This window comes from Pseudomonas sp. B21-019, from assembly GCF_024749225.1.
In the GTDB taxonomy this organism is placed as follows: Bacteria; Pseudomonadota; Gammaproteobacteria; order Pseudomonadales; family Pseudomonadaceae; genus Aquipseudomonas.
The window spans coordinates 1,839,597-1,859,617 of the sequence record NZ_CP087193.1 but is presented as its reverse complement, the minus strand read 5'-3'; the positions used below and the strand labels follow the sequence as shown (position 1 = coordinate 1,859,617).

The window sequence follows — 20,021 nt, the reverse complement described above, 5'->3', positions numbered from 1 at the left end:
ACACCTTACTAAGGAGGCCTCGTGATCGACGGGCAACCGCTCGCCTGTTTTCAGCCATTCATCGATACCGCCACAGGCCGTATCGCGGGTGTCGAAGCGCTGGGCCGACTGCGCCAGGCCGATGGTCAACTGACCTCGGTAGGTGCGCTGTTCGCCGATCCGCGAACCCCGGCCATCGCCCTGCGACGTCTCGATCGCCAGATTCGCGACAACGCCCTGAGCCGTCTGCATGAAGCGCCCGCGGACTGGTTTCTCAGCCTGAACATCTCACCCCGCTGGATCAGCCGCTTGCGCCGGGACCAGGCACTGCCTAGCCTCAAGCAACTGAGCAGGCATGGTGTCGACGCACAGCGAATCGTCTTCGAGATCACCGAACTGGGCGGCGACAGCCAGCGTCTGGCTGAAGTCGTGGCCCGCTACCGGCAAGCCGGGGCGCGGATCGCCATCGATGATTTCGGTGCCGGTTACTCTCAACTCGATCGCGTGCTGGCCCTGCAACCGGACATTCTCAAGCTCGACATGCGGCTGTTCCAGGCCGCCGCGTTGGGCGGTCCCAGCAGCGATGTGGTCAAGGCACTGGCGCAAATGGCGGAAAAAACCGGGTGCTGGATCATCGCCGAAGGCGTGGAAACCGAAGCGCAACTGAATTTTGCCCTGGAGTGCGGCTCACGCTACGTACAGGGCTTTCTGTTCGCCCGAGCGCAAGCGGATTTCTTCGCCACCGACGCCTTTGTCGAGCGCTTCGCGCAACTGCGCCAGCGTTACGTTCAGCAAAAGCTGACTGAACGCGCTCGCCTGATGATCATGCGCCAGCAACTCAGCGAACTAATGGCCATCCTGCAAGCCTGGGCTCAAGCCGGCGCGCCCCTAAGCGCCTTGCCGCAACTCCAGGCGTTTCCCTGGCTGCTGCGTTTTTATCAGTGCGACCGCCACGGCACGCAACTAACCCCCAACCTGGAATGGCGCAACAACGGCTGGGAAGCTGATAACCGCTACCTGGGCCATAACTGGTCATGGCGCCCCTATTTCTATCACTTGCTGGCTGAGGGTTGGGATGAGCGCCGTCTGACGCTTTCCAACACTTACCGCGACGCCACCAGCAATCAGTACTGCCTCACTGCGGGGCAGTTTTTCGATAACGGCGAACGGCTACTGCTCATCGATATCGACGCCGCGGGGTTGTAGTTCTCCTTGCAGGTACCGGCGCGAAACGGGAAGCTAGGGGTTCAGTCACCTGACGGAGAAACCAGCCTTGGATTGGCACACCCTGCTTACCCGCGAACGCCTCGGAAAACCTGTGCACAGCCCGGAAGAACTCGGCCGCAGTCCTTTCCATAAAGACCACGACCGGATCATTTTCTCGGGCGCGTTTCGCCGTCTCGGGCGCAAGACCCAGGTTCACCCGGTCTCCAGTAACGATCACATTCACACGCGCCTGACCCACTCGCTGGAAGTCAGCTGCGTCGGCCGTTCGCTGGGCATGCGCGTCGGTGAAACCATCCGCAGCGCCCTGCCCGACTGGTGCGAACCGAGCGACCTGGGGATGGTGGTGCAATCGGCTTGCCTGGCCCATGACATCGGCAATCCGCCCTTCGGCCACTCCGGCGAAGACGCGATCCGCCACTGGTTCCAGCAGGCCGCCGGCCGTGGCTGGCTGGATGCCATGAGCGAAGCCGAACGCAACGACTTCCTCAACTTCGAGGGCAATGCCCAAGGTTTCCGGGTGCTCACCCAGCTTGAATACCATCAGTTCGAAGGAGGCACCCGGCTGACCTATGCCACCCTGGGCACCTACCTGAAATACCCGTGGACGGCCCGGCACGCCGACTCACTGGGCTACAAGAAGCACAAGTTCGGCTGCTACCAGAGTGAACTGCCGCTGCTGGAACAGATCGCTCATAAACTCGGCCTGCCCCAACTGGAAGAACAGCGCTGGGCGCGCCATCCGCTGGTGTATCTGATGGAGGCCGCCGACGACATCTGCTACGCGCTGATCGATCTGGAAGATGGCTTGGAGATGGAGCTGCTGGAGTACGCCGAAGTCGAGTCCCTGCTGCTGGACCTGGTGGGCGACGATCTCCCGGAAACCTATCGCCAGCTCGGTCCACAGGATTCGCGGCGGCGCAAACTGGCGATTCTGCGGGGTAAAGCCATCGAACACCTGACCAACGCAGCAGCCCGAGCCTTTGTCGAGCAACAGGACGCACTGCTGGCCGGCACGCTGCCGGGCGACCTTGTCGAACACATGCATGGCCCGGCCAAACGCTGCGTCTTGAATGCCAAGGACATGGCACGCAAAAAAATCTTCCAGGACAAGCGCAAGACGCTCCACGAAATCGGCGCCTACACCACCCTGGAAATCCTGCTCAATGCTTTTTGCGGCGCAGCATTGGAGCAGCACAACGGTCGTACGCCCTCCTTCAAGAACCGGCGCATACTCGACCTGTTGGGCAACAATGCACCCGATCCCCATGGCCCGTTGCACACCTCGTTCTTGCGCATGATTGATTTCATCGCCGGCATGACCGACAGCTATGCCGGTGAAATGGCGCTGGAAATGACCGGTCGTTCAAGCCACGGATAACAGCGCATCGATCAGCCGCGTCAGCGACGTCTGAACGGCTGATCGAGTGTCTAGACATTCATCTGTATTTCAACATCGACAGAATCGCCCTACACCTTGTGCAGAGCTGACTGATCGATTGTTCGGCCATCTCGCGAAACAATTGCACACCCACTGCTCGACAGATGACGCATGAAAACTCCTACGTTCAAACACGATTGGCACATATTGCTGGTGGAAGATCATCCGTTTCAGCTGAGAGCGACTCAATACCTGCTCGAGAGTTACGGCTTCACCCAACTGACCACCACTGACAGTGCCGAAGGCGCCTTGCAACAAATGCTCAAGGCTGCGCAACCGTTCGATATTCTTCTGTGCGACCAATGCCTGCCCGACCTTCCCGGTCTTGATTTGATCGAGCTCGCCAGTCACCGGGGAATGATCAGACAGGCAATACTGCTGAGCAGCCTGACATCCGCCGAACTGGAAAAACTTAAAACAGTAGCCTACGAACACGGACTTCCCTTGCTGGGTTACTTGATCAAGCCATTGAAACAATCAGACTTTAGAAGCTTGTTGACCTTAGCCTCACAATAAAACAGGCCAATCCCCACACACTAAAACCACATCCAAAACACAGATTAAAACTTATAACCCAACGCTTTCACCCTCTTGACTACATCATCCAAACTTTACCCCTTCCTCATTCAAAACCTAGTTGGTACGTAGTCCGTTTCTTTTTCAATTGTAGGACTTTTCCTATATTGCTGCTATCGACTTGTCAGTCCATGCGCCCCCTCAACTACTGAGCTAAGGTGCGCGCTTTATTTGTGCACGTATGGGATTTGATTATGAACTCCGTTTTTATTGTCGACGATCACCCTGTCATCCGCCTTGCCGTTCGAATGCTGCTGGAACATGAAGGTTACAAAGTCGTCGGTGAAACTGACAATGGTGTCGATGCCATGCAGATGGTGCGCGAATGCATGCCCGATCTGATCATCCTCGACATCAGCATTCCCAAACTGGATGGGCTGGAAGTGCTCTCCCGTTTCAACGCAATGAGCACGCCATTAAAAACACTGGTGTTAACTGCACAATGCCCGAAACTTTTTGGTATTCGCTGCATGCAGTCAGGTGCATCAGGGTATGTATGCAAACAGGAAGAGCTCAGTGAACTGGTGAGTGCGATCAAAGCAGTATTATCAGGTTACAACTACTTCCCCAGCGAGGCCTTGAACCCGGTTCGTTGTGACGACGCACAGTGGGCGGACCTGGACTTGTTCAAATCCGTAAATGATCGAGAGTTGATGGTATTACAACTTTTTGCCCAAGGTCGCACCAACAAGGAAATTGCCAAGGGCATGTTCCTCAGCAACAAGACTGTCAGCACCTATAAAAAACGACTTATGCAGAAACTCAAAGCCAAATCTCTGGTTGAACTCATCGATATGGCAAAACGTAACGCGTTAGTGTGAGGAACAGGATGCCCAGTCGTTTGAAGGATTTTCCAAGACTCATGATCGCGGCTTTATGCCTGAGTACCCCGGTGCTCGCGGCGCAGACGCCCAGTGAAAACTACACACTGCTCAGTCGCTCAACGACCGGGCACATGGAAGTCCAGCTGGATACCTCACAACGACAATGGGTCAAAGACAAACGTGAATTGATCCTGGGCACGTCAGGCCCGGATTATCCGCCTTTCGACCTGACACTCAGCGGCCACGACTACGAAGGTTTCACCGCCGACTACGCCGGCATCCTCGGCAAGGTTACGGGGTTGCCCGTCAAGGTTCAGCGCTTCGCGTCCCGAGGGGCTGCGATCGAGGCGCTGGAAAAGGGTCAGGTCGACATACTCGGCACCGCCAATGGGTTCGAGGCCGACAATGCCGACATTGCGCTGTCCACACCTTACGCCGTGGATCAACCCGTGCTGGTGACACGGGAAGGAGAAACCAGGTCTCTGACCGATGGTCTTGCCGGCCTGCGGCTTAGCATGGTGTATCACTATCTGCCTCTGGACGAAGTCAGGGCGCTGTACCCCAAGGCAATCATCACCTCCTACCCGTCCTACCAAAATGCAATCAACGCGGTTGCCTTCGACCAGGCCGATGTTTTTCTCGGTGACACCATTTCAACTCATTACATGATCAACAAGGGGTATCTGAACAACATCCGCATGGCCAACTTCGGTAAACACGAAGCCCATGGTTTCAGCTTTGCCGTACAGAAGGGCAACCCGGACCTGCTCGGGATCATCAACGCGGTACTCAAGGCCATCCCCACCAGCGAACGGGAAAACATCGCCAAACGCTGGAGTGCCGGCAGCGACATTCTTCTCACCGATCAAAAACTGCAACTCACCCACCACGAAGAACGCTGGCTGGCGCAACATCCGGTTGTGCGGGTGGTGGTTAATGAAGCGTTTGCGCCGCTGACGTTTTTTGACAGCGACGGCAACTTTCGGGGTGTCACGGCTGACCTGCTCGAACTGATCAGATTGCGCACCGGTTTGCGCTTCGAGATCCAGCGCAGCCGAAGCGATGACGAGATGGTCGAGCAGATCGCTAACCAGCAGGCCGACCTGATCGCCGCCCTGCTCCCCAGCGCACAGCGTGAAACGATGTTGAACTTCAGCCGCCCGTATCTGGAAAACTCCTTTGTCCTGCTGACACGCAAAGCGGCCGACAGCCCGACCAACCTCAACCAGCTGCAGGACAAACGCCTGGCCATTGCCCAGGGCAATCCACTGGTGGATTACCTGCGCAGAGAGTTTCCGCGGATCAACCTGGTTGAAACTCCAGACACCTTCAGTGCCGTGGAGTTGCTCGCCGAGGGTAAGGCAGAAGGTGCGGTGAACTCATTGGTGATCGCCAACTACTTCATCTCATCGCGGATCTTCGAGCGGACACTTCAGATCACCACCACCATCGGCACCCAACAGGCGGCATTTTCCCTGGCGACCGGGCGCGACGCCAAAGAACTGAATGCCATCCTCGACAAGGCGCTGTTGAGCATCACACCGGAAGAGCTGGGCATCATCAACAACCGCTGGCGTGGCTATTCGGCGGCCTCGCAAAGTACCTGGCGCAACTATCACCGAGTGTTCTATCAGATCGTTACCGGCGCGGGTGTACTGCTGCTGATATCCGTTGCCTGGAATGCCTATATGAGACGCCAGATAAAACAGCGGCAGGCGGCGAAAGAACGTGCCGATGAAGCCAACCGGGCTAAAAGCACCTTTCTGGCAACCATGAGCCATGAGATCCGCACGCCGATGAACGCGATCATCGGCATGCTGGAGCTGACACTCAAACGTATTGATCCTGACCATCCGGATCGACCGGCCATCGACGTCGCGTATCACTCGGCAAAAGACCTGTTGGAACTGATCGGGGACATTCTCGACATTGCGCGCATCGAATCCGGACGTCTGAGCCTGAGCCCGGAGCGTGTCAATCTGGCTGAAACCGTAGCCTCGGTGATGCGGATCTTCGACGGGCTGGCCCGGCAAAAAAATCTCGGACTGCACCTGGCATTCAACCCTGCCAAACCTGCGACCGATGTCCTGTTGGACCCGATGCGTTTCAAACAGGTGCTGTCCAACCTGGTCAGCAATGCAATCAAGTTTACGCAACAGGGTCAGGTCAGGATCAGCCTCGAGTTGCAACCGACCGACGGACCCGACCGCGTGCAGCTGCAGTTGCTGGTTGAGGACAGTGGCGCCGGGATCAGCGAGCAGGATCAGCAGCGACTGTTCGAGCCTTTCGTCCAGGCCAATAACTCCAGCCAGTTAGCCAGGGGCGGTGCGGGGCTGGGCCTGGTGATCAGCCGCAATCTGTGCGAAATGATGGGCGGCAACCTGCAATTGAGCAGCCAGCCCGGGGTCGGCACTCAAGTTCGGGTTTCGCTGAATCTGGCAACCCTGCCGCCTGTACAGATGCCGGAAATTGCCGAGCCACCGATTCACCAGAGCGCAGCCCCCTTGAACGTTCTGGTGGTCGACGATCACCCGGCCAATCGCTTGCTCATGTGCCAGCAACTGGAGTTTCTGGGGCATCGGTTCAAGGTCGCAGCGGATGGCGAGGCGGGATTGCAGACGTGGAAAGATCAGCCATTCGACCTGGTGATTGCCGATTGCAACATGCCGATCATGAATGGATATGAGATGGCTCGTGCCATTCGCCAACATGAACAGCGCATGCAGCGCCCTGCCTGTACCGTTCTGGGTTTCACCGCTAATGCGCAACCGGAGGAAAGACAACGCTGCAAACAAGCCGGGATGGACGATTGCCTGTTCAAACCTCTCAGCCTGACAGCCTTGAGCCAATGGATCGAAGGCATTGCACCGACGGTCCGCGACCCGGCGTTCAGTCTGGAGGGGCTGCACCTGTTGACCGGTGGCAATCCGGCACTGAACCGGCGATTGTTGACCGAGCTGCTGAATAGCAACCACCTGGATCGGCAAACGCTGCTGACGTTGTCCCGGTCAAACGACCGGCAGTCACTCCTCGACATTGCCCACAAAATCAAGGGAGCGGCGCGAATCGTCCAGGCCTCCCGACTGATCGACAGTTGCGAGGCGCTCGAAAAGGCCTGCAATAACAGGCCCCACCACGATCAAGTGGCTGATTGCAGCAAGTCCATGGAGCGCGCCATGCTCGAACTGGATCAAGCGTTGCAACAACAGCTCGCACGACACGACAAACAGCAGAATGACGGAGCGTTAACTATGCTGGAAGGCTGAGCAGTGTGTTCATTGTCATGGAGAAAGCTGCAATGCCCAGCCCACTGCGCCCGGACCAGCGCCGGTTTCCCCTGCACATCCATATCAGCGTGATGTTCACGTTCCTGCTGTTGCTGACCGGGGTGGTGCTGGGCATTTTCAACTATCGGCAAACCACCCGGATCATTCTTTCCAGCAGTGAAAAGCTCTTCAACCGCATCGAGCAGGATGTCCGTCTGGACCTGCATCGCACCTATGAGCCGATTCGTCATCTGCTGAGCCTGCTGGCGGACAATCCGGCAACCCAGGCACCCGACCTTGAGCAACGCCTGGCGTTGCTCAAGCCCTTCAGTCAATCGCTCACGGACAACCCCGATCTGGCCTCGCTGTACCTGGGCTACAGCAATGGTGACTTCTTCATGGTTCGCCCCCTGCGCAGCGTCGCCCTGAAAACGCAGCTCAAGGCACCGGACACCGCGGCGTATCAGGTATGGAGCATCGAGCATCCAGGCGGCGGTCAGGTCCGCTCCCAATCCTTGTTTTTCGATCAGAAGCTGGCCCTCGTCAGCCGCCTGGACAACCCCGACGAAATCTACGATCCACGCACCCGCGCCTGGTTCTCCAGCGCCCGCAGCGACCGTGATCAGATCACCACCGAGCCCTACCTGTTTTTCTCCACCCACAATGTCGGCACAACCCTGGCGCGGCGCAGTGGTGAGCAAGCGGTGATGGGTGCCGACCTTACACTGGCGGAACTGTCGGCTACCCTGGCCAAACATGTGGTGACGCCCGGCACCGAAATTGTGCTGCTCGATGCCGAGGGCAATGCCGTCGCCTACCCCGACAGCAGCAAACTGATCGTCGACGACCAGACAGCCCGGCTGATCAAAGCCGCCGACCTGAGCCCCAGCCTCGCGGCCCTGCTCACCAGTCCCCCTGAGATCAATCGCCTGAACGCCGCGGGTCGTCAATGGATCGTGGCGCGCAGCAGCATGCAGGAGGGTGGGCCCCAGGGGCTGCAACTGGCGCTGCTGGTGCCAGAGGACGAATTGCTCGTCGATGCCTACCGCATGCGCTGGCAAGGCGCGCTGATTACCCTGGCAACGCTGCTGTTGTGCCTGCCCATGGGTTGGCTGACCTCGAGGGTCCTGGTCACCCCCCTGCGCGCGCTGGTGCGGGAAGCCGATGCGATTCGTAGTTTCGATTTCAATTTTCCGGCCAGCCGTCGCTCGCCGGTGCTGGAAGTCGACCAACTGAGCGTCTCGATGGCGCGCATGAAAGACACCCTGGCGAGTTTTTTCCGGATCACCGACAGCCTGAGCGCCGAAACCCGTTTCGCCCCCTTGCTGCAACGGGTGTTGTTTGAAACCGTGCAGATCGGCCAGGCCCAGGCCGGTCTGATCTACCTGCGCGAAGGTGATGAAAATCGCGTGGAGCCTCATGCGCTGGTCATCAACGGCAGTTCACAGGCCTTGCCGTCATTCGACATTCAAGGACACGTACCCCAGGATCCGCAGAGCCCTCAGTGGATGCAAACACTGTCGACCGCCGACAATGTCGTCACCTCCCTGGGCTTCGAACAGGCGGGGGATCTGCAGAAAGTCTTGCTCGCGCTGGAGTGCCCGCGGGTTCATCTGGTCGGTATTCGACTACACAATCGCCATAACGAAACCGTGGGGCTGCTGGTCCTGCTGCTGGCCGACAGCGGCACACAAGACGACCTGGAAAAACTGCGCCCGGATCGCATCGCGTTTCTCCAGGCGGTGTCTGGCGCGGCCGCCGTGAGTATCGAAAGTCAGCGCCTGCAAGCCAGGCAAAAACAGCTGCTGGACTCATTCATTCAGCTGCTGGCCGGCGCAATCGATGCCAAGAGTCCCTACACCGGCGGGCACTGCCAGCGAGTACCGGTACTGACGCTGATGCTGGCACAGGCGGCCGCTGCCAGTCAGGCCCCGGCCTTCCGTAGCTATCAGCCCAGCGAAGATGAATGGGAGGCGTTGCACATCGCCGCCTGGCTGCATGATTGCGGCAAGGTCACCACCCCTGAATACGTGGTCGACAAAGCCACGAAACTTGAGACCCTGTACGACCGCATCCACGAAATCCGCACCCGTTTCGAAGTCCTCAAGCGTGATACCTGGATCAATTATTGGCAGGCCATCGCCCTGGGGGGTGACGAGTCGCATCTGGCGCAATTGCGCAATGCGAGCCTGGCGGCGCTGGATGATGATTTCGCGTTCGTGGCGCGCTGCAACCTGGGCAGCGAGGCCATGGCCGAGGCCGATCTGCAGCGGCTGAACACCATCGCCCAACGTACCTGGAGCCGAACCCTGGATGATCGGCTTGGCGCTTCGTGGGAAGAGAACCGTCGCCAGGCCCGGACTCCGGCGCCGACCCTGCCGGTCAGCGAGCCGCTGTTGGCGGATAAACCCGAGCATCTGCTCGAGCGCGCCGACAGCGAACTGATCCCGGACGACAATCCCTGGGGATTCAAGCTCGACGTGCCGCGATACAAGTACAACCGGGGCGAACTTTACAACCTGAGCATCGTCCGAGGCACCCTGACCCGCGAGGAGCGTTACATCATCAATCACCACATGGTGCAGACGATCCTGATGCTCAGTCACCTGCCCTTCCCCGGTCACCTCAATAACGTCGCGGAAATCGCCGGCGGCCACCACGAAAAAATGGACGGCACCGGTTATCCCAAACGCTTGAAGCGCGAAGACATGAGTCTGCCGGCGCGGATGATGGCGATTGCCGACATTTTCGAAGCGCTGACCGCCGCCGATCGCCCCTACAAGAAAGCCAAGTCCTTGAGCGAAGCGCTGGGCATCATGGCCACCATGTGCCGTGACGCCCACATCGACGCTGAATTGTTCGGGCTGTTCATCAACGACGAAATCTACTTGCAGTACGCCAGCCAATTCCTGGAGCCACAACAGATCGATGCCGTTGACCCGACAAGCCTGCTGATCAAGGCCGGCTTGAAAGCCTGATCAGCAGTCGGTCAGACGCAGGAAAATCGCCGCCAGTTGCTCGATACCGGCCTGATCGTCAACGGTAAAACGCGCCAGTTTCGGACTGTCGAGGTCCAGCACGCCGATCAGTCGACCGTCCTTGACCAACGGCACGACGAGTTCACTGTTCGATGCGCTGTCGCAAGCGATGTGGCCGGGAAATGCGTGTACGTCTTCGACCCGCTGGGTCTGCAAGGTGGCGGCGGCAGCCCCGCACACGCCGCGACCGAATGGAATCCGTACGCAGGCGATCTGCCCCTGAAACGGGCCAAGCACCAGTTCTTCGTTGCGATTAAGGTAGAAACCGGCCCAGTTCAGGTCATCGAGCTGGTTGAACAGAAACGCGGAAAATTGCGCGGCGTTGGCGATAAAATCACGCTCGTCCGCCAGCAACGATTCCAGCTGTGCCCATAGCATGCCGTAGCCTTCAAGGCCCTGGCCGCTCTTTTGTAAATCGATCATGCCTTTTGCTCCAACAGCTTCAGCCCGACCCAATAGCGGGCAAATTGATACGCGCAACGTCCGTTGCGATTACCCCGGCCCGTGGCCCAGCGCACCGCGAGGATGTCCAACTCTTCGTCACGCTGCCACTTGAGACCGGCCTTGTCGGCCAATTGGCCGATCCAGTGCTCGACGACGTTGAGGAAATGTTCCTGAGTAAACGGATAGAACGACAGCCACAGGCCAAAACGGTCCGACAGTGCGATCTTGTCTTCCACCGCCTCATTGGGATGGAGCTCGCCATCGACCCTTTTCCAGTTTTCGTTATCGCTTTCCTTTTCCGGCACCAGATGGCGACGGTTGGAGGTGGCGTACAGCAGAACGTTGTCTGGCGCCTGCTCGAGAGAGCCATCGAGTACGCTCTTGAGCACGCGATAATCGCCCTCGCCCGACTCGAACGACAGGTCATCGCAGAACAGCACAAACCGTTGAGGCAGCTTGGCAATCTGCTCGACCACTCGCGGCAAGTCCGCCAGGTGATCGCGCTCGATCTCGATCAGCCGCAGGCCGTTCCTGGCGTGTTCGGCCAGCAAGGCGCGCACCAGCGACGATTTACCGGTGCCCCGCGAACCCCAGAGCAAGGCGTGATTGGCAGGCATGCCGTCGAGGAACTGTTGAGTATTGCGGCCCAATTGCTCAAGTTGCCGGTCAACGCCGATCAGGTCGGACAGGCGCATGTCGAGGCTGACTTGCAGCGGCAACAGAAAACCGTTGCGACCCTCGCGTTGCCAGCGTGCGGCCAGGCAATGTGTCCAGTCGACCGTTTGCCGAGGCGCCGGCAGCAGCGGTTCGATACGGGCCAGAACGGCATCGGCGCGTTCAAGAAAAGCATTCAATCGGGAATCCACGTCTTCTCCTCGGGCACGTTCACAGTGATGATGGCGGTACAGCGACGAAACACAGCATCCGATGCCCGGCCAACACCCCGTACAGGTGTTTTGCGAGAACATCGGTATCCATTGATGATCGACTATGCTTGAGCAGCGAAGGGAAACGGAAGTGGTTCAACATCCCATGGATATCAAGTTCAGCCAGCGGCTGTCGTACAAGCAAGCCAAGCTTACGGTGCTGGTCGGTTTCATTCTGGGCACGCTGCTCAGCCTTGTGCAAATAGGCATCGATTATGCCAGCGAAGACGCCTCCATCAACCGCGAAATCCTGTCGTTGCTGGAAATCAGCCATAACCCCGCGTCTCGCATCGCCTACAACATCGACGCCGAACTCGCCCAGGAACTGATCCTGGGCCTGCTGCGCTCCCCGGCGATCATCGGCGCGAAATTGACCGACAACAACAATACCGTGCTGGCCAGCGTCAAACGCCCGGGCCTGGAAAACAATTACCGGATGCTCAGCGACTTCCTGTTCGGCGCCAACCGACAGTTTGAAGACCGTCTTTACCTCGACCACTTGCCGGACGAGTCCCTCGGGACCTTGCACCTGGATGTCGATACCTACACCTTCGGCAGTCGTTTCCTGCGCCGGGCCGAAGTGACCCTGCTCAACGGCTTCGCGCGCAGCCTGATCCTCACGGGCATTCTGTTGGCGCTGTTTTACGTGATGCTGACCAAACCGCTGGTGCGGGTCATCCGCGAACTCAGTGGTCGGGATCCACGCAGCGCGGAGCCGACCTGGCTGGAGTATCCGGCGGGGCATGAAAACGATGAAATCGGCGTCCTGGTCAAGGTCGCCAATCAACAGTTCGATAACATTGCCACCGAGATCCAGCAGCGGCGCAATGCCGAAAACCGCCTGACCGACTACCTCTCGCAACTGGAAAATATCGTCTCGGCCCGTACGGCGGAACTCAAGGCCATCAACTCGCGGCTCAGCCTGTCCAACGAGGAACTGGAAGTCGCCCGCCGCACCGCCCTGGACATGGCCGAGGCACGCTCGGTGTTCCTGGCCAACATGAGCCATGAAATCCGCACGCCTCTCAACGGCCTGCTGGGGATGATCGCGCTCTCGCTGGACGGCCCGCTCAATGCCGAGCAGCAGCAACAGCTGTCCATCGCCCATGACTCGGGCAAAGTGCTGGTGGAACTGCTCAACGATATTCTCGACCTGTCGAAATTCGATGCCGGCCAGCTGGAACTCGAACACATTCCATTCGACCTCGGCTCGCTGATCGAAGACACCGCCAACCTGCTGTCCCAGAACGCCGCGCCGAGCGTCGAGCTGACGTGCCTGATCGACCCGCAATTTCCCGCGCTGGTACTCGGCGATCCGACCCGGGTCCGGCAGATCGTCAGCAACCTGTTGTCCAACGCCCTCAAGTTCACCCGCTTCGGGCGGGTCGATGTGCGTCTTTCAACGTTCGAAGACGGCGTGCGAATCGAGGTCTGTGACACTGGCATCGGTATCGCCCAGGATGCGCAGGTCAAAATCTTCCAGCCGTTTACCCAGGCTGGTGCCGGCATTACCCGGCAATTCGGCGGTACCGGGCTGGGCCTGGCGCTGACTTATAACCTCTGCGAAGCCATGCAGGGGCGCCTGACGATCAGCTCGGAAGCAGGCTTCGGCAGTCAGTTCTGCGCCGACCTGCCGCTGCCCTGCCACACTCGCGCCATCCCGCCAGCAGCTCTGCAAGGCAACATCGTCGCGATCACGGCCGCCAGCAGCGGACTGGCGGAACTGCTACAGAATCTGTTGCCCGAATGGGGGCTCGGCTATCAACAGCGTTCCATCGATGACCGATTGATCGGCCTGAAACCGGATGTGTTGATCACCGACTGCCCCGAATGCCTGTTTGGCCTGCGCCCTACTTTAACCGCACCGATTCTGTTGGTGACCGCTTACGGCAGTTTCCTGCCCAGCGAGCAAGCCAGCGCCCTGGCACCTTTGCAGCAACAGGCGCGACCGTTGGCACGCAATGCGCTTTACCAGACATTGCGACGGATCCTGCAGCCCGAACTCAACACGATCAACGGTGCCCGGGTCGAAGTCCTCTCACCCCAGCGACGCGGGCGCATCCTGCTGGTGGAGGACAACCCGGTCAATCAGTTGGTGGCCAAGGGCATGCTCGGCAAACTCGGCTGCGAAGTGAGCGTCGCGGCCCATGGCGCCGAAGCCCTGGATCAGCTCGAGCACAGCGAATTCGATCTGGTGCTGATGGACTGCAACATGCCGGTGATGGACGGCTATGAAGCCAGCCGGCAGATCCGTCGTAGCGGGCGCTGGCCACAACTGCCCATCGTCGCCCTGACCGCCAACGCCATGTCCGAAGAACGCGAGCGTTGCCGTGCGGCGGGCATGAGCGACTACCTGGCCAAACCCTTCCGCCGGGAAGAACTGGCGGCCCTGCTCGACTTGTGGATACCCACTACGACAGCAATTTGATGTGCCCCAACAGGTGATCGAGACCATCGCGCAGCTCATTCAGGCGATCCAGATCGACACCGCTATCGCACAACAGACGGGCCTTGAGTGGCCCGACCTGATCGCGCAAGGCCTTGCCGGTGGGCGATAGGCTCAAGTGCACCTCGCGCTCATCGCGCGCCGAACGCTGGCGCTGCACCAGTTGCAGTTGCTCAAGACGCTTGAGCAGCGGCGTCAGGGTCCCGGAATCCAGCGCCAGGCGCTCACCCAGCGCCTTGACCGTTGGCTGCTCCGGCGCCGCCTCCTGCCATTCCCACAGCACCAGCATCGCCAGGTATTGCGGGTAGGTCAGGCCCAGTTGATCGAGCATCGGCTTGTAGGCACGGATCACCGCCCGAGAAGCGGCGTACAGCTTGAAGCAGAGCTGACTGTCAAGCTTCAGCGAATCGACTGACAACGTGTTCATTTGAGCAGGGCTTCGATCTCGCGGCGCAGCGCTTGCGGCTTGGTGGCCGGAGCAAAGCGCTTGACCAGCTGACCGTCCTTGCCGATCAGGAACTTGGTGAAGTTCCATTTGATGCCCTGGGAACCCAATACGCCTGGCGCGCGTTTTTTCAGCTGAACGAACAGCGGATGAGCGCCGGCACCGTTGACTTCGATCTTCTTGAACAGCGGGAAACTCACCCCGTAATTCAACTCGCAGAACTCGGTAATCGCCCCTTCGTTGCCCGGCTCCTGTTGGCCGAACTGATTGCAGGGAAACCCGAGCACCACCAGGCCTTGATCCTTGTAGGTCTTCCACAGTTCTTCGAGGCCTTTGTACTGCGGGGTGAAACCGCATTTGCTGGCGGTGTTGACCACCAGCACCGCTTTACCGGCGAAATCGGCCAGGGTCTTTTGCTCCCCCTTGATGGTGGTGCAAGGGATGCTCAGCAGGTTGTCGCTCATGGCACGAACTCCGAATGAAGGAATATCAAACATAGCGAGCAATTGAATTGTGTGCAATTTAATAAATCAATAACCACCCCCACACGAACACCCCTGTAGGAGCTGCCGAAGGCTGCGATCTTTTGACTTTAGTTTTTAAAAGACAAGATCAAAAGATCGCAGCCTTCGGCAGCTCCTACGCACGCAAATTACATGCGCGACATCAGCAGATTATTCGCGGGGAACGAGGTCCAGGCACACCGAGTTGATGCAATAACGCAAACCGGTTGGCGGCGGACCGTCCGGGAACACATGCCCAAGGTGCGCATCGCATTTGGCGCAGACCACTTCGGTGCGGATCATGCCGTGGCTGATATCACGGATCTCGACCATCGCACTGTCGCCGATCGGCGCATAGAAGCTCGGCCAGCCGCAGCCGGAATCGAACTTGGTTTTGGAGTCGAACAGCGGTGCGTTGCAGCAGATGCAGTGGTAAACACCGTCGGTTTTGGTGCCGTTGTATTTACCGGAGAACGGCCGTTCGGTGCCCTTGAGGCGGCAAACGTTGTACTGCTCCGGATCAAGCATGGCCCGCCATTCTTCCAGGGTTTTTTCCAACTTTTCCATTGATACACCTCAGCAGCTGAAAAAGCCCGATCTGTACCTTTTCCACGGATCGGGCGGCACGTATGATTGCGCCTCGTCAAACGCCAGTCTGGCAGCCAGACCACGCGCATTCAAACGGATTTATGAGTGCCGCCACTCAAGGCGTCAGGCCTGTGTGAATACGCAGGATTCCCAGCACGGTCGTTCACACGCCGCCTGGATCGTTCATTTTCGGGAACACATCGCCATGCAGGTCAGCAAATCGAACAAGCTCGCCAACGTCTGCTACGACATTCGCGGCCCAGTGCTCAAGCACGCCAAACGCCTGGAAGAGGAAGGTCATCGCATCCTCAAGCTGAACATCGGCAACCCGGCGCCCTTTGGTTTCGAAGCGCCGGACGAAATCCTTCAGGACGTGATCCGCAACCTGCCGACCGCCCAAGGCTACAGCGACTCCAAAGGCCTGTTCAGCGCCCGTAAAGCCGTGATGCAGTACTACCAGCAAAAGCAGGTGGAAGGCGTCGGCATTGAAGACATCTATCTGGGCAACGGCGTTTCCGAGCTGATCGTGATGTCGATGCAGGCCCTGCTCAACAACGGCGACGAAGTGCTGGTGCCGGCCCCCGACTATCCACTGTGGACCGCCGCAGTGAGCCTGGCGGGCGGCAACCCGGTGCATTACCTGTGCGATGAGCAGGCCAACTGGTGGCCGGACCTGGCCGACATCAAGGCCAAGATCACCCCGAACACCAAGGCCCTGGTGATCATCAACCCGAACAACCCGACTGGCGCGGTGTATTCGAAAGAAGTCCTGCTGGGCATGTTGGAGCTGGCCCGTCAGCACAATCTGGTGGTGTTCTCCGACGAGATCTACGACAAGATCCTGTACGACGACGCCGTGCACATCTGCACCGCCTCGCTGGCACCGGACCTGCTGTGCCTGACCTTCAACGGCCTGTCCAAGTCCTATCGCGTGGCCGGCTTCCGCTCCGGCTGGATCGCCATTTCCGGCCCGAAACACCACGCCCAGAGCTACATCGAAGGCATCGACATGCTGGCTAATATGCGCCTGTGTGCCAACGTGCCGAGCCAGCACGCGATCCAGACCGCACTCGGTGGTTATCAGAGCATCAACGATCTGGTATTGCCCCAAGGGCGTCTGCTGGAACAGCGTAATCGTACCTGGGAACTGCTCAACGACATTCCGGGCGTGAGCTGCGTCAAGCCGATGGGTGCGCTGTATGCGTTCCCGCGGATCGATCCGAAAGTCTGCCCGATCCACAACGACGAGAAATTCGTGCTCGACCTGCTGCTCTCGGAAAAGCTGCTGGTGGTACAAGGCACGGCCTTCAACTGGCCATGGCCAGACCATTTCCGCGTGGTCACCCTGCCACGGCTCGACGACCTGGATCAGGCCATTGGCCGGATCGGCAACTTCCTCAAGTCCTATCGCCAGTAAATGGCCTGTCACCGTGCGACGCGGATAAAAGTCGCACGGTGATTAATTCAGCAACACTTCTGTGCGCCCTGCCCTGCCTCGTTGTTTCAAGCGCTGACTGACGACACGCTTCATGCCCACGCCCAATAACGGCGGGGGCCTGTGAAGCTAATCGGCTGACAACCGTTTCCCATGTCGACGTCGGAAATGCCCTTCAAGCAGCTAGACTGTTGCCGTAGGACACAGTTTGAAATAGTCACCCGGTTGAATAGCCCGGTGCAGCACCTTATATACCCCGCAGTACGCTACATCTTTAGCACGAGGAGATTTCTACAACCATGATGCGCATTTTGCTGTTTTTGGCCACTAACCTGGCGGTCGTGCTGATTGCCAGCATCACCCTGAGCCTTTTCGGCTTCAACGGGTTCATGGCGGCCAACGGGGTTGATCTCAACCTCAATCAGCTGCTGATTTTCTGTGCGGTCTTTGGTTTCGCCGGTTCCCTGTTCTCGCTGTTCATCTCCAAGTGGATGGCGAAAATGAGCACCAGCACCCAGATCATCAGCCAGCCGCGCACCCGGCATGAGCAATGGCTGCTGCAAACCGTCGAGCAACTGTCCCGCGAAGCCGGGATCAAGATGCCCGAAGTCGGGATTTTCCCGGCCTATGAAGCCAACGCCTTCGCCACCGGCTGGAACAAGAACGACGCACTGGTCGCGGTCAGCCAGGGCTTGCTCGAGCGTTTCTCGCCGGATGAAGTGAAAGCCGTTCTGGCCCACGAAATCGGTCACGTGGCCAATGGCGACATGGTCACGCTGGCGCTGATCCAGGGCGTGGTGAACACCTTCGTGATGTTCTTCGCCCGGATCATCGGCAACTTTGTCGACAAGGTGATCTTCAAGAACGAAGAAGGCCAGGGTATCGCCTACTACGTGGCGACCATCTTCGCTGAACTGGTCCTGGGCATCCTGGCCAGCGCCATCGTCATGTGGTTCTCGCGCAAGCGCGAATTCCGCGCCGACGACGCCGGCGCACGCCTGGCCGGTACCAGCGCAATGATCGGTGCCCTGCAGCGCCTGCGTGCGGAACAAGGGCTGCCGGTGCACATGCCGGATACCCTGAATGCCTTCGGCATCAACGGTGGTCTCAAACAAGGGTTCGCCCGCATGTTCATGAGCCACCCGCCGCTGGAAGAACGCATCGACGCACTGCGTCGCCGGGGCTGACAGGTTCCGCAGCACTAAAAGAAAAGGCCCGCAGTGTATGCGGGCCTTTTTTTGTCTGCGAAGTGGTGTGGTGCTCTTCAGGGCCTCATCGCGGGCAAGCCCGCGATGAGGCCAGCATAATCAGCAGCTTTTATCGGCTTGAAACCCGATACACACGCTCCTCAAGCCGCGTGACACCAGCCTCGAGAAACTTCCAGCTCTCACCCAGGACGTCCTGGTCTTCCAGGATCTTCAGCTCCCAAGACGCGCCCAGCAACCTTTGCACTTCGTCATCAAGCACCGCAAACGGCGGCCCGGCCATTTGTTCCTGGTCGTAATCCAGCGTGATCAGAAGCCCTAAAGAATCCTTCGGCAAAATTCGAATCAGATGAGCCGCGTATTGCTCACGCATCGCTGGCGGCAACGCGATCAGCGCCGCACGGTCGTAAAGCGCGCTGCAATCGGCAACATCGCCTGCCGTCAACTCGAAGAAATCGCCGCACCACAGCTCGATCGACCCGGCCCGATAGACGTTGAAAGGCCCCTGCTCGCTGATTGCCGGGTCCAGTTGATGCTCATTGAAAAAGTCCTCGATGGCCTTTTCCGACAGCTCGATACCCAGCACCTCATGACCGCAGTGCGCCAGCCACAACAGGTCCAGGCTCTTGCCACACAACGGCACCAGTACGCGAGAACCTTCATCAAGGCCCAGTTGCGGCCAGAACCGTTGCAGATAGGGATTTACTTCCGGCAGATGAAAGCCGATCTGATTCGACGCCCACCGTTTGTGCCAAAACTCCGGCTGCATAATTAACCCCGAAAAATTCGATCAAAAGACTCTAAAACTTATATTAGATTTAGATCAATGATCTGACTGAAGATGCTGCCATCTTACTCCCAGGAGCTCAATTATGTTCCCCAGCCTGTATATCTCTCATGGCTCCCCCATGCTGGCCCTGGAACCTGGCGCCAGTGGGCCGGCCCTCGCGAATCTGGCCGCGACAATGCCGAAGCCCAAGGCCATCGTGATCGTTTCCGCGCACTGGGAAAGCAGCGAATTGCTGGTCAGCGGCAACCCCCAACCCGAAACCTGGCACGACTTCGGCGGTTTTCCGCGGGCCTTGTTCGAGGTGCAGTACCCGGCACCCGGCAGCCCGCAGCTGGCGACAGAGGTTGTCGAGCTGCTGAAGGGCGATGGCCTGCCTGCGCGCATCGACACCAAGCGCCCCTTCGACCACGGCGTTTGGGTGCCCTTGTCGTTGATGTACCCGCAGGCCGATATCCCGGTGGTGCAGGTCTCGCTGCCCACCCGTGGCGGCCCGGCGCTGCAAACCCGCATCGGCCATGCCCTGGCCAGCCTGCGTGAACACGGCGTGCTGTTGATCGGCTCTGGCAGCATCACCCACAACCTGCGCGAGCTGGACTGGCACGCCGGCCCGGAAAGCGTCGAACCCTGGGCCAAGGCGTTCCGCGACTGGATGATCGAGAAGCTCGAAGCGAACGATGAAGCCGCGCTGCACGACTATCGCCAGCAAGCGCCGAACGCGGTGCGCAACCATCCGAGTGACGAACATCTGTTACCGCTGTACTTCGCCCGCTCGGCCGGGGGTGAGTTCAGCGTTGTGCACCAGGGATTCACCATGGGGGCGCTGGGCATGGATATTTATCGCTTCGGATAACGTCAGGATCAAAAGATCGTCCGAACGCGGCCCGAGCCTTC

16 protein-coding genes are annotated in these 20,021 nt (G+C 58.9%); 10 read left to right on the top strand and 6 right to left on the bottom strand.

The genetic code is table 11. The features are described from left to right. Positions 1-21: 21 nt before the first annotated feature. The 6 genes from LOY36_RS08340 to LOY36_RS08315 all read left to right on the top strand — a co-directional run bounded on the left by LOY36_RS08340 (position 22) and on the right by LOY36_RS08315 (position 10,288). Positions 22-1,185 carry an EAL domain-containing protein gene (locus LOY36_RS08340; protein WP_258672899.1) on the top strand — a complete coding sequence of 388 codons (1,164 nt, stop codon included), beginning with the start codon at positions 22-24 and terminating at the stop codon, positions 1,183-1,185. 67 nt (positions 1,186-1,252) lie between these two features. Continuing rightward, on the top strand, positions 1,253-2,584 hold the full coding sequence (locus tag LOY36_RS08335; RefSeq protein ID WP_019650563.1) for a deoxyguanosinetriphosphate triphosphohydrolase: 1,332 nt from the start codon (positions 1,253-1,255) through the stop codon (positions 2,582-2,584). 171 nt (positions 2,585-2,755) lie between these two features. Next, positions 2,756-3,160 carry a response regulator gene (locus LOY36_RS08330; RefSeq protein ID WP_019650562.1) on the top strand — a complete coding sequence of 135 codons (405 nt, stop codon included), beginning with the start codon at positions 2,756-2,758 and terminating at the stop codon, positions 3,158-3,160. Positions 3,161-3,414: 254 nt separating this feature from the next. Then, complete coding sequence (locus tag LOY36_RS08325) at positions 3,415-4,041, top strand: response regulator transcription factor (RefSeq protein ID WP_007940027.1); 627 nt, start codon at positions 3,415-3,417, stop codon at positions 4,039-4,041. Positions 4,042-4,049: 8 nt separating this feature from the next. Further along, positions 4,050-7,310 carry a transporter substrate-binding domain-containing protein gene (locus tag LOY36_RS08320; protein ID WP_258672898.1) on the top strand — a complete coding sequence of 1,087 codons (3,261 nt, stop codon included), beginning with the start codon at positions 4,050-4,052 and terminating at the stop codon, positions 7,308-7,310. Between the two features lie 32 nt (positions 7,311-7,342). Beyond that, the gene (locus LOY36_RS08315; RefSeq protein ID WP_258672897.1) at positions 7,343-10,288 is read left to right on the top strand and encodes an HD domain-containing phosphohydrolase; all 2,946 of its coding nucleotides are present in this window, start codon (positions 7,343-7,345) and stop codon (positions 10,286-10,288) included. Here LOY36_RS08315 and LOY36_RS08310 read toward each other — a convergent pair whose 3' ends face one another. Both LOY36_RS08310 and LOY36_RS08305 read right to left on the bottom strand, forming a co-directional pair. Next, positions 10,289-10,771 (bottom strand): GAF domain-containing protein, encoded by a 483-nt coding sequence (locus LOY36_RS08310; RefSeq protein ID WP_258672896.1) that lies wholly within the window; start codon positions 10,769-10,771, stop codon positions 10,289-10,291. Beyond that, on the bottom strand, positions 10,768-11,658 hold the full coding sequence (locus tag LOY36_RS08305; protein WP_019650558.1) for an ATP-binding protein: 891 nt from the start codon (positions 11,656-11,658) through the stop codon (positions 10,768-10,770). Before LOY36_RS08305 ends, LOY36_RS08310 begins: the two co-directional genes overlap by 4 nt. Positions 11,659-11,824: 166 nt before the next feature. Between LOY36_RS08305 and LOY36_RS08300 the strand changes: the two genes are divergently transcribed. Continuing rightward, complete coding sequence (locus LOY36_RS08300) at positions 11,825-14,146, top strand: response regulator (protein ID WP_258672895.1); 2,322 nt, start codon at positions 11,825-11,827, stop codon at positions 14,144-14,146. On the opposite strand, the gene LOY36_RS08295 is transcribed toward LOY36_RS08300, so the two are convergent. From LOY36_RS08295 to msrB, 3 genes are all read right to left on the bottom strand, one after another. Then, on the bottom strand, positions 14,130-14,591 hold the full coding sequence (locus tag LOY36_RS08295; RefSeq protein ID WP_258672894.1) for a MarR family winged helix-turn-helix transcriptional regulator: 462 nt from the start codon (positions 14,589-14,591) through the stop codon (positions 14,130-14,132). The genes LOY36_RS08300 and LOY36_RS08295 overlap by 17 nt on opposite strands. Continuing rightward, positions 14,588-15,073: a glutathione peroxidase gene (locus tag LOY36_RS08290; protein WP_258672893.1), complete on the bottom strand. Its 486-nt coding sequence runs from the start codon at positions 15,071-15,073 to the stop codon at positions 14,588-14,590. The genes LOY36_RS08295 and LOY36_RS08290 overlap by 4 nt, the downstream gene beginning before the upstream one ends. Positions 15,074-15,283: 210 nt before the next feature. After that, a complete protein-coding gene (gene msrB / locus LOY36_RS08285; RefSeq protein WP_007940018.1) occupies positions 15,284-15,679 on the bottom strand; it encodes a peptide-methionine (R)-S-oxide reductase MsrB in 396 nt (131 codons plus the stop codon). A 226-nt stretch (positions 15,680-15,905) separates the two neighbouring features. Between msrB and LOY36_RS08280 the strand changes: the two genes are divergently transcribed. Together LOY36_RS08280 and htpX are read left to right on the top strand one after the other, a co-directional pair. Further along, positions 15,906-17,117 (top strand): pyridoxal phosphate-dependent aminotransferase, encoded by a 1,212-nt coding sequence (locus LOY36_RS08280; RefSeq protein ID WP_008009397.1) that lies wholly within the window; start codon positions 15,906-15,908, stop codon positions 17,115-17,117. Between the two features lie 317 nt (positions 17,118-17,434). Beyond that, a complete protein-coding gene (gene htpX / locus LOY36_RS08275; protein WP_008075669.1) occupies positions 17,435-18,322 on the top strand; it encodes a protease HtpX in 888 nt (295 codons plus the stop codon). 130 nt (positions 18,323-18,452) lie between these two features. Here htpX and LOY36_RS08270 read toward each other — a convergent pair whose 3' ends face one another. Continuing rightward, complete coding sequence (locus LOY36_RS08270) at positions 18,453-19,109, bottom strand: thiopurine S-methyltransferase (RefSeq protein WP_258672892.1); 657 nt, start codon at positions 19,107-19,109, stop codon at positions 18,453-18,455. 103 nt (positions 19,110-19,212) lie between these two features. Here LOY36_RS08270 and LOY36_RS08265 point away from each other — a divergent pair, with 103 nt between their 5' ends. Next, positions 19,213-19,980, top strand: coding sequence for a class III extradiol ring-cleavage dioxygenase (locus LOY36_RS08265; RefSeq protein WP_258672891.1), 768 nt, complete (start codon positions 19,213-19,215; stop codon positions 19,978-19,980). The last annotated feature ends 41 nt before the right edge of the window (positions 19,981-20,021 follow it).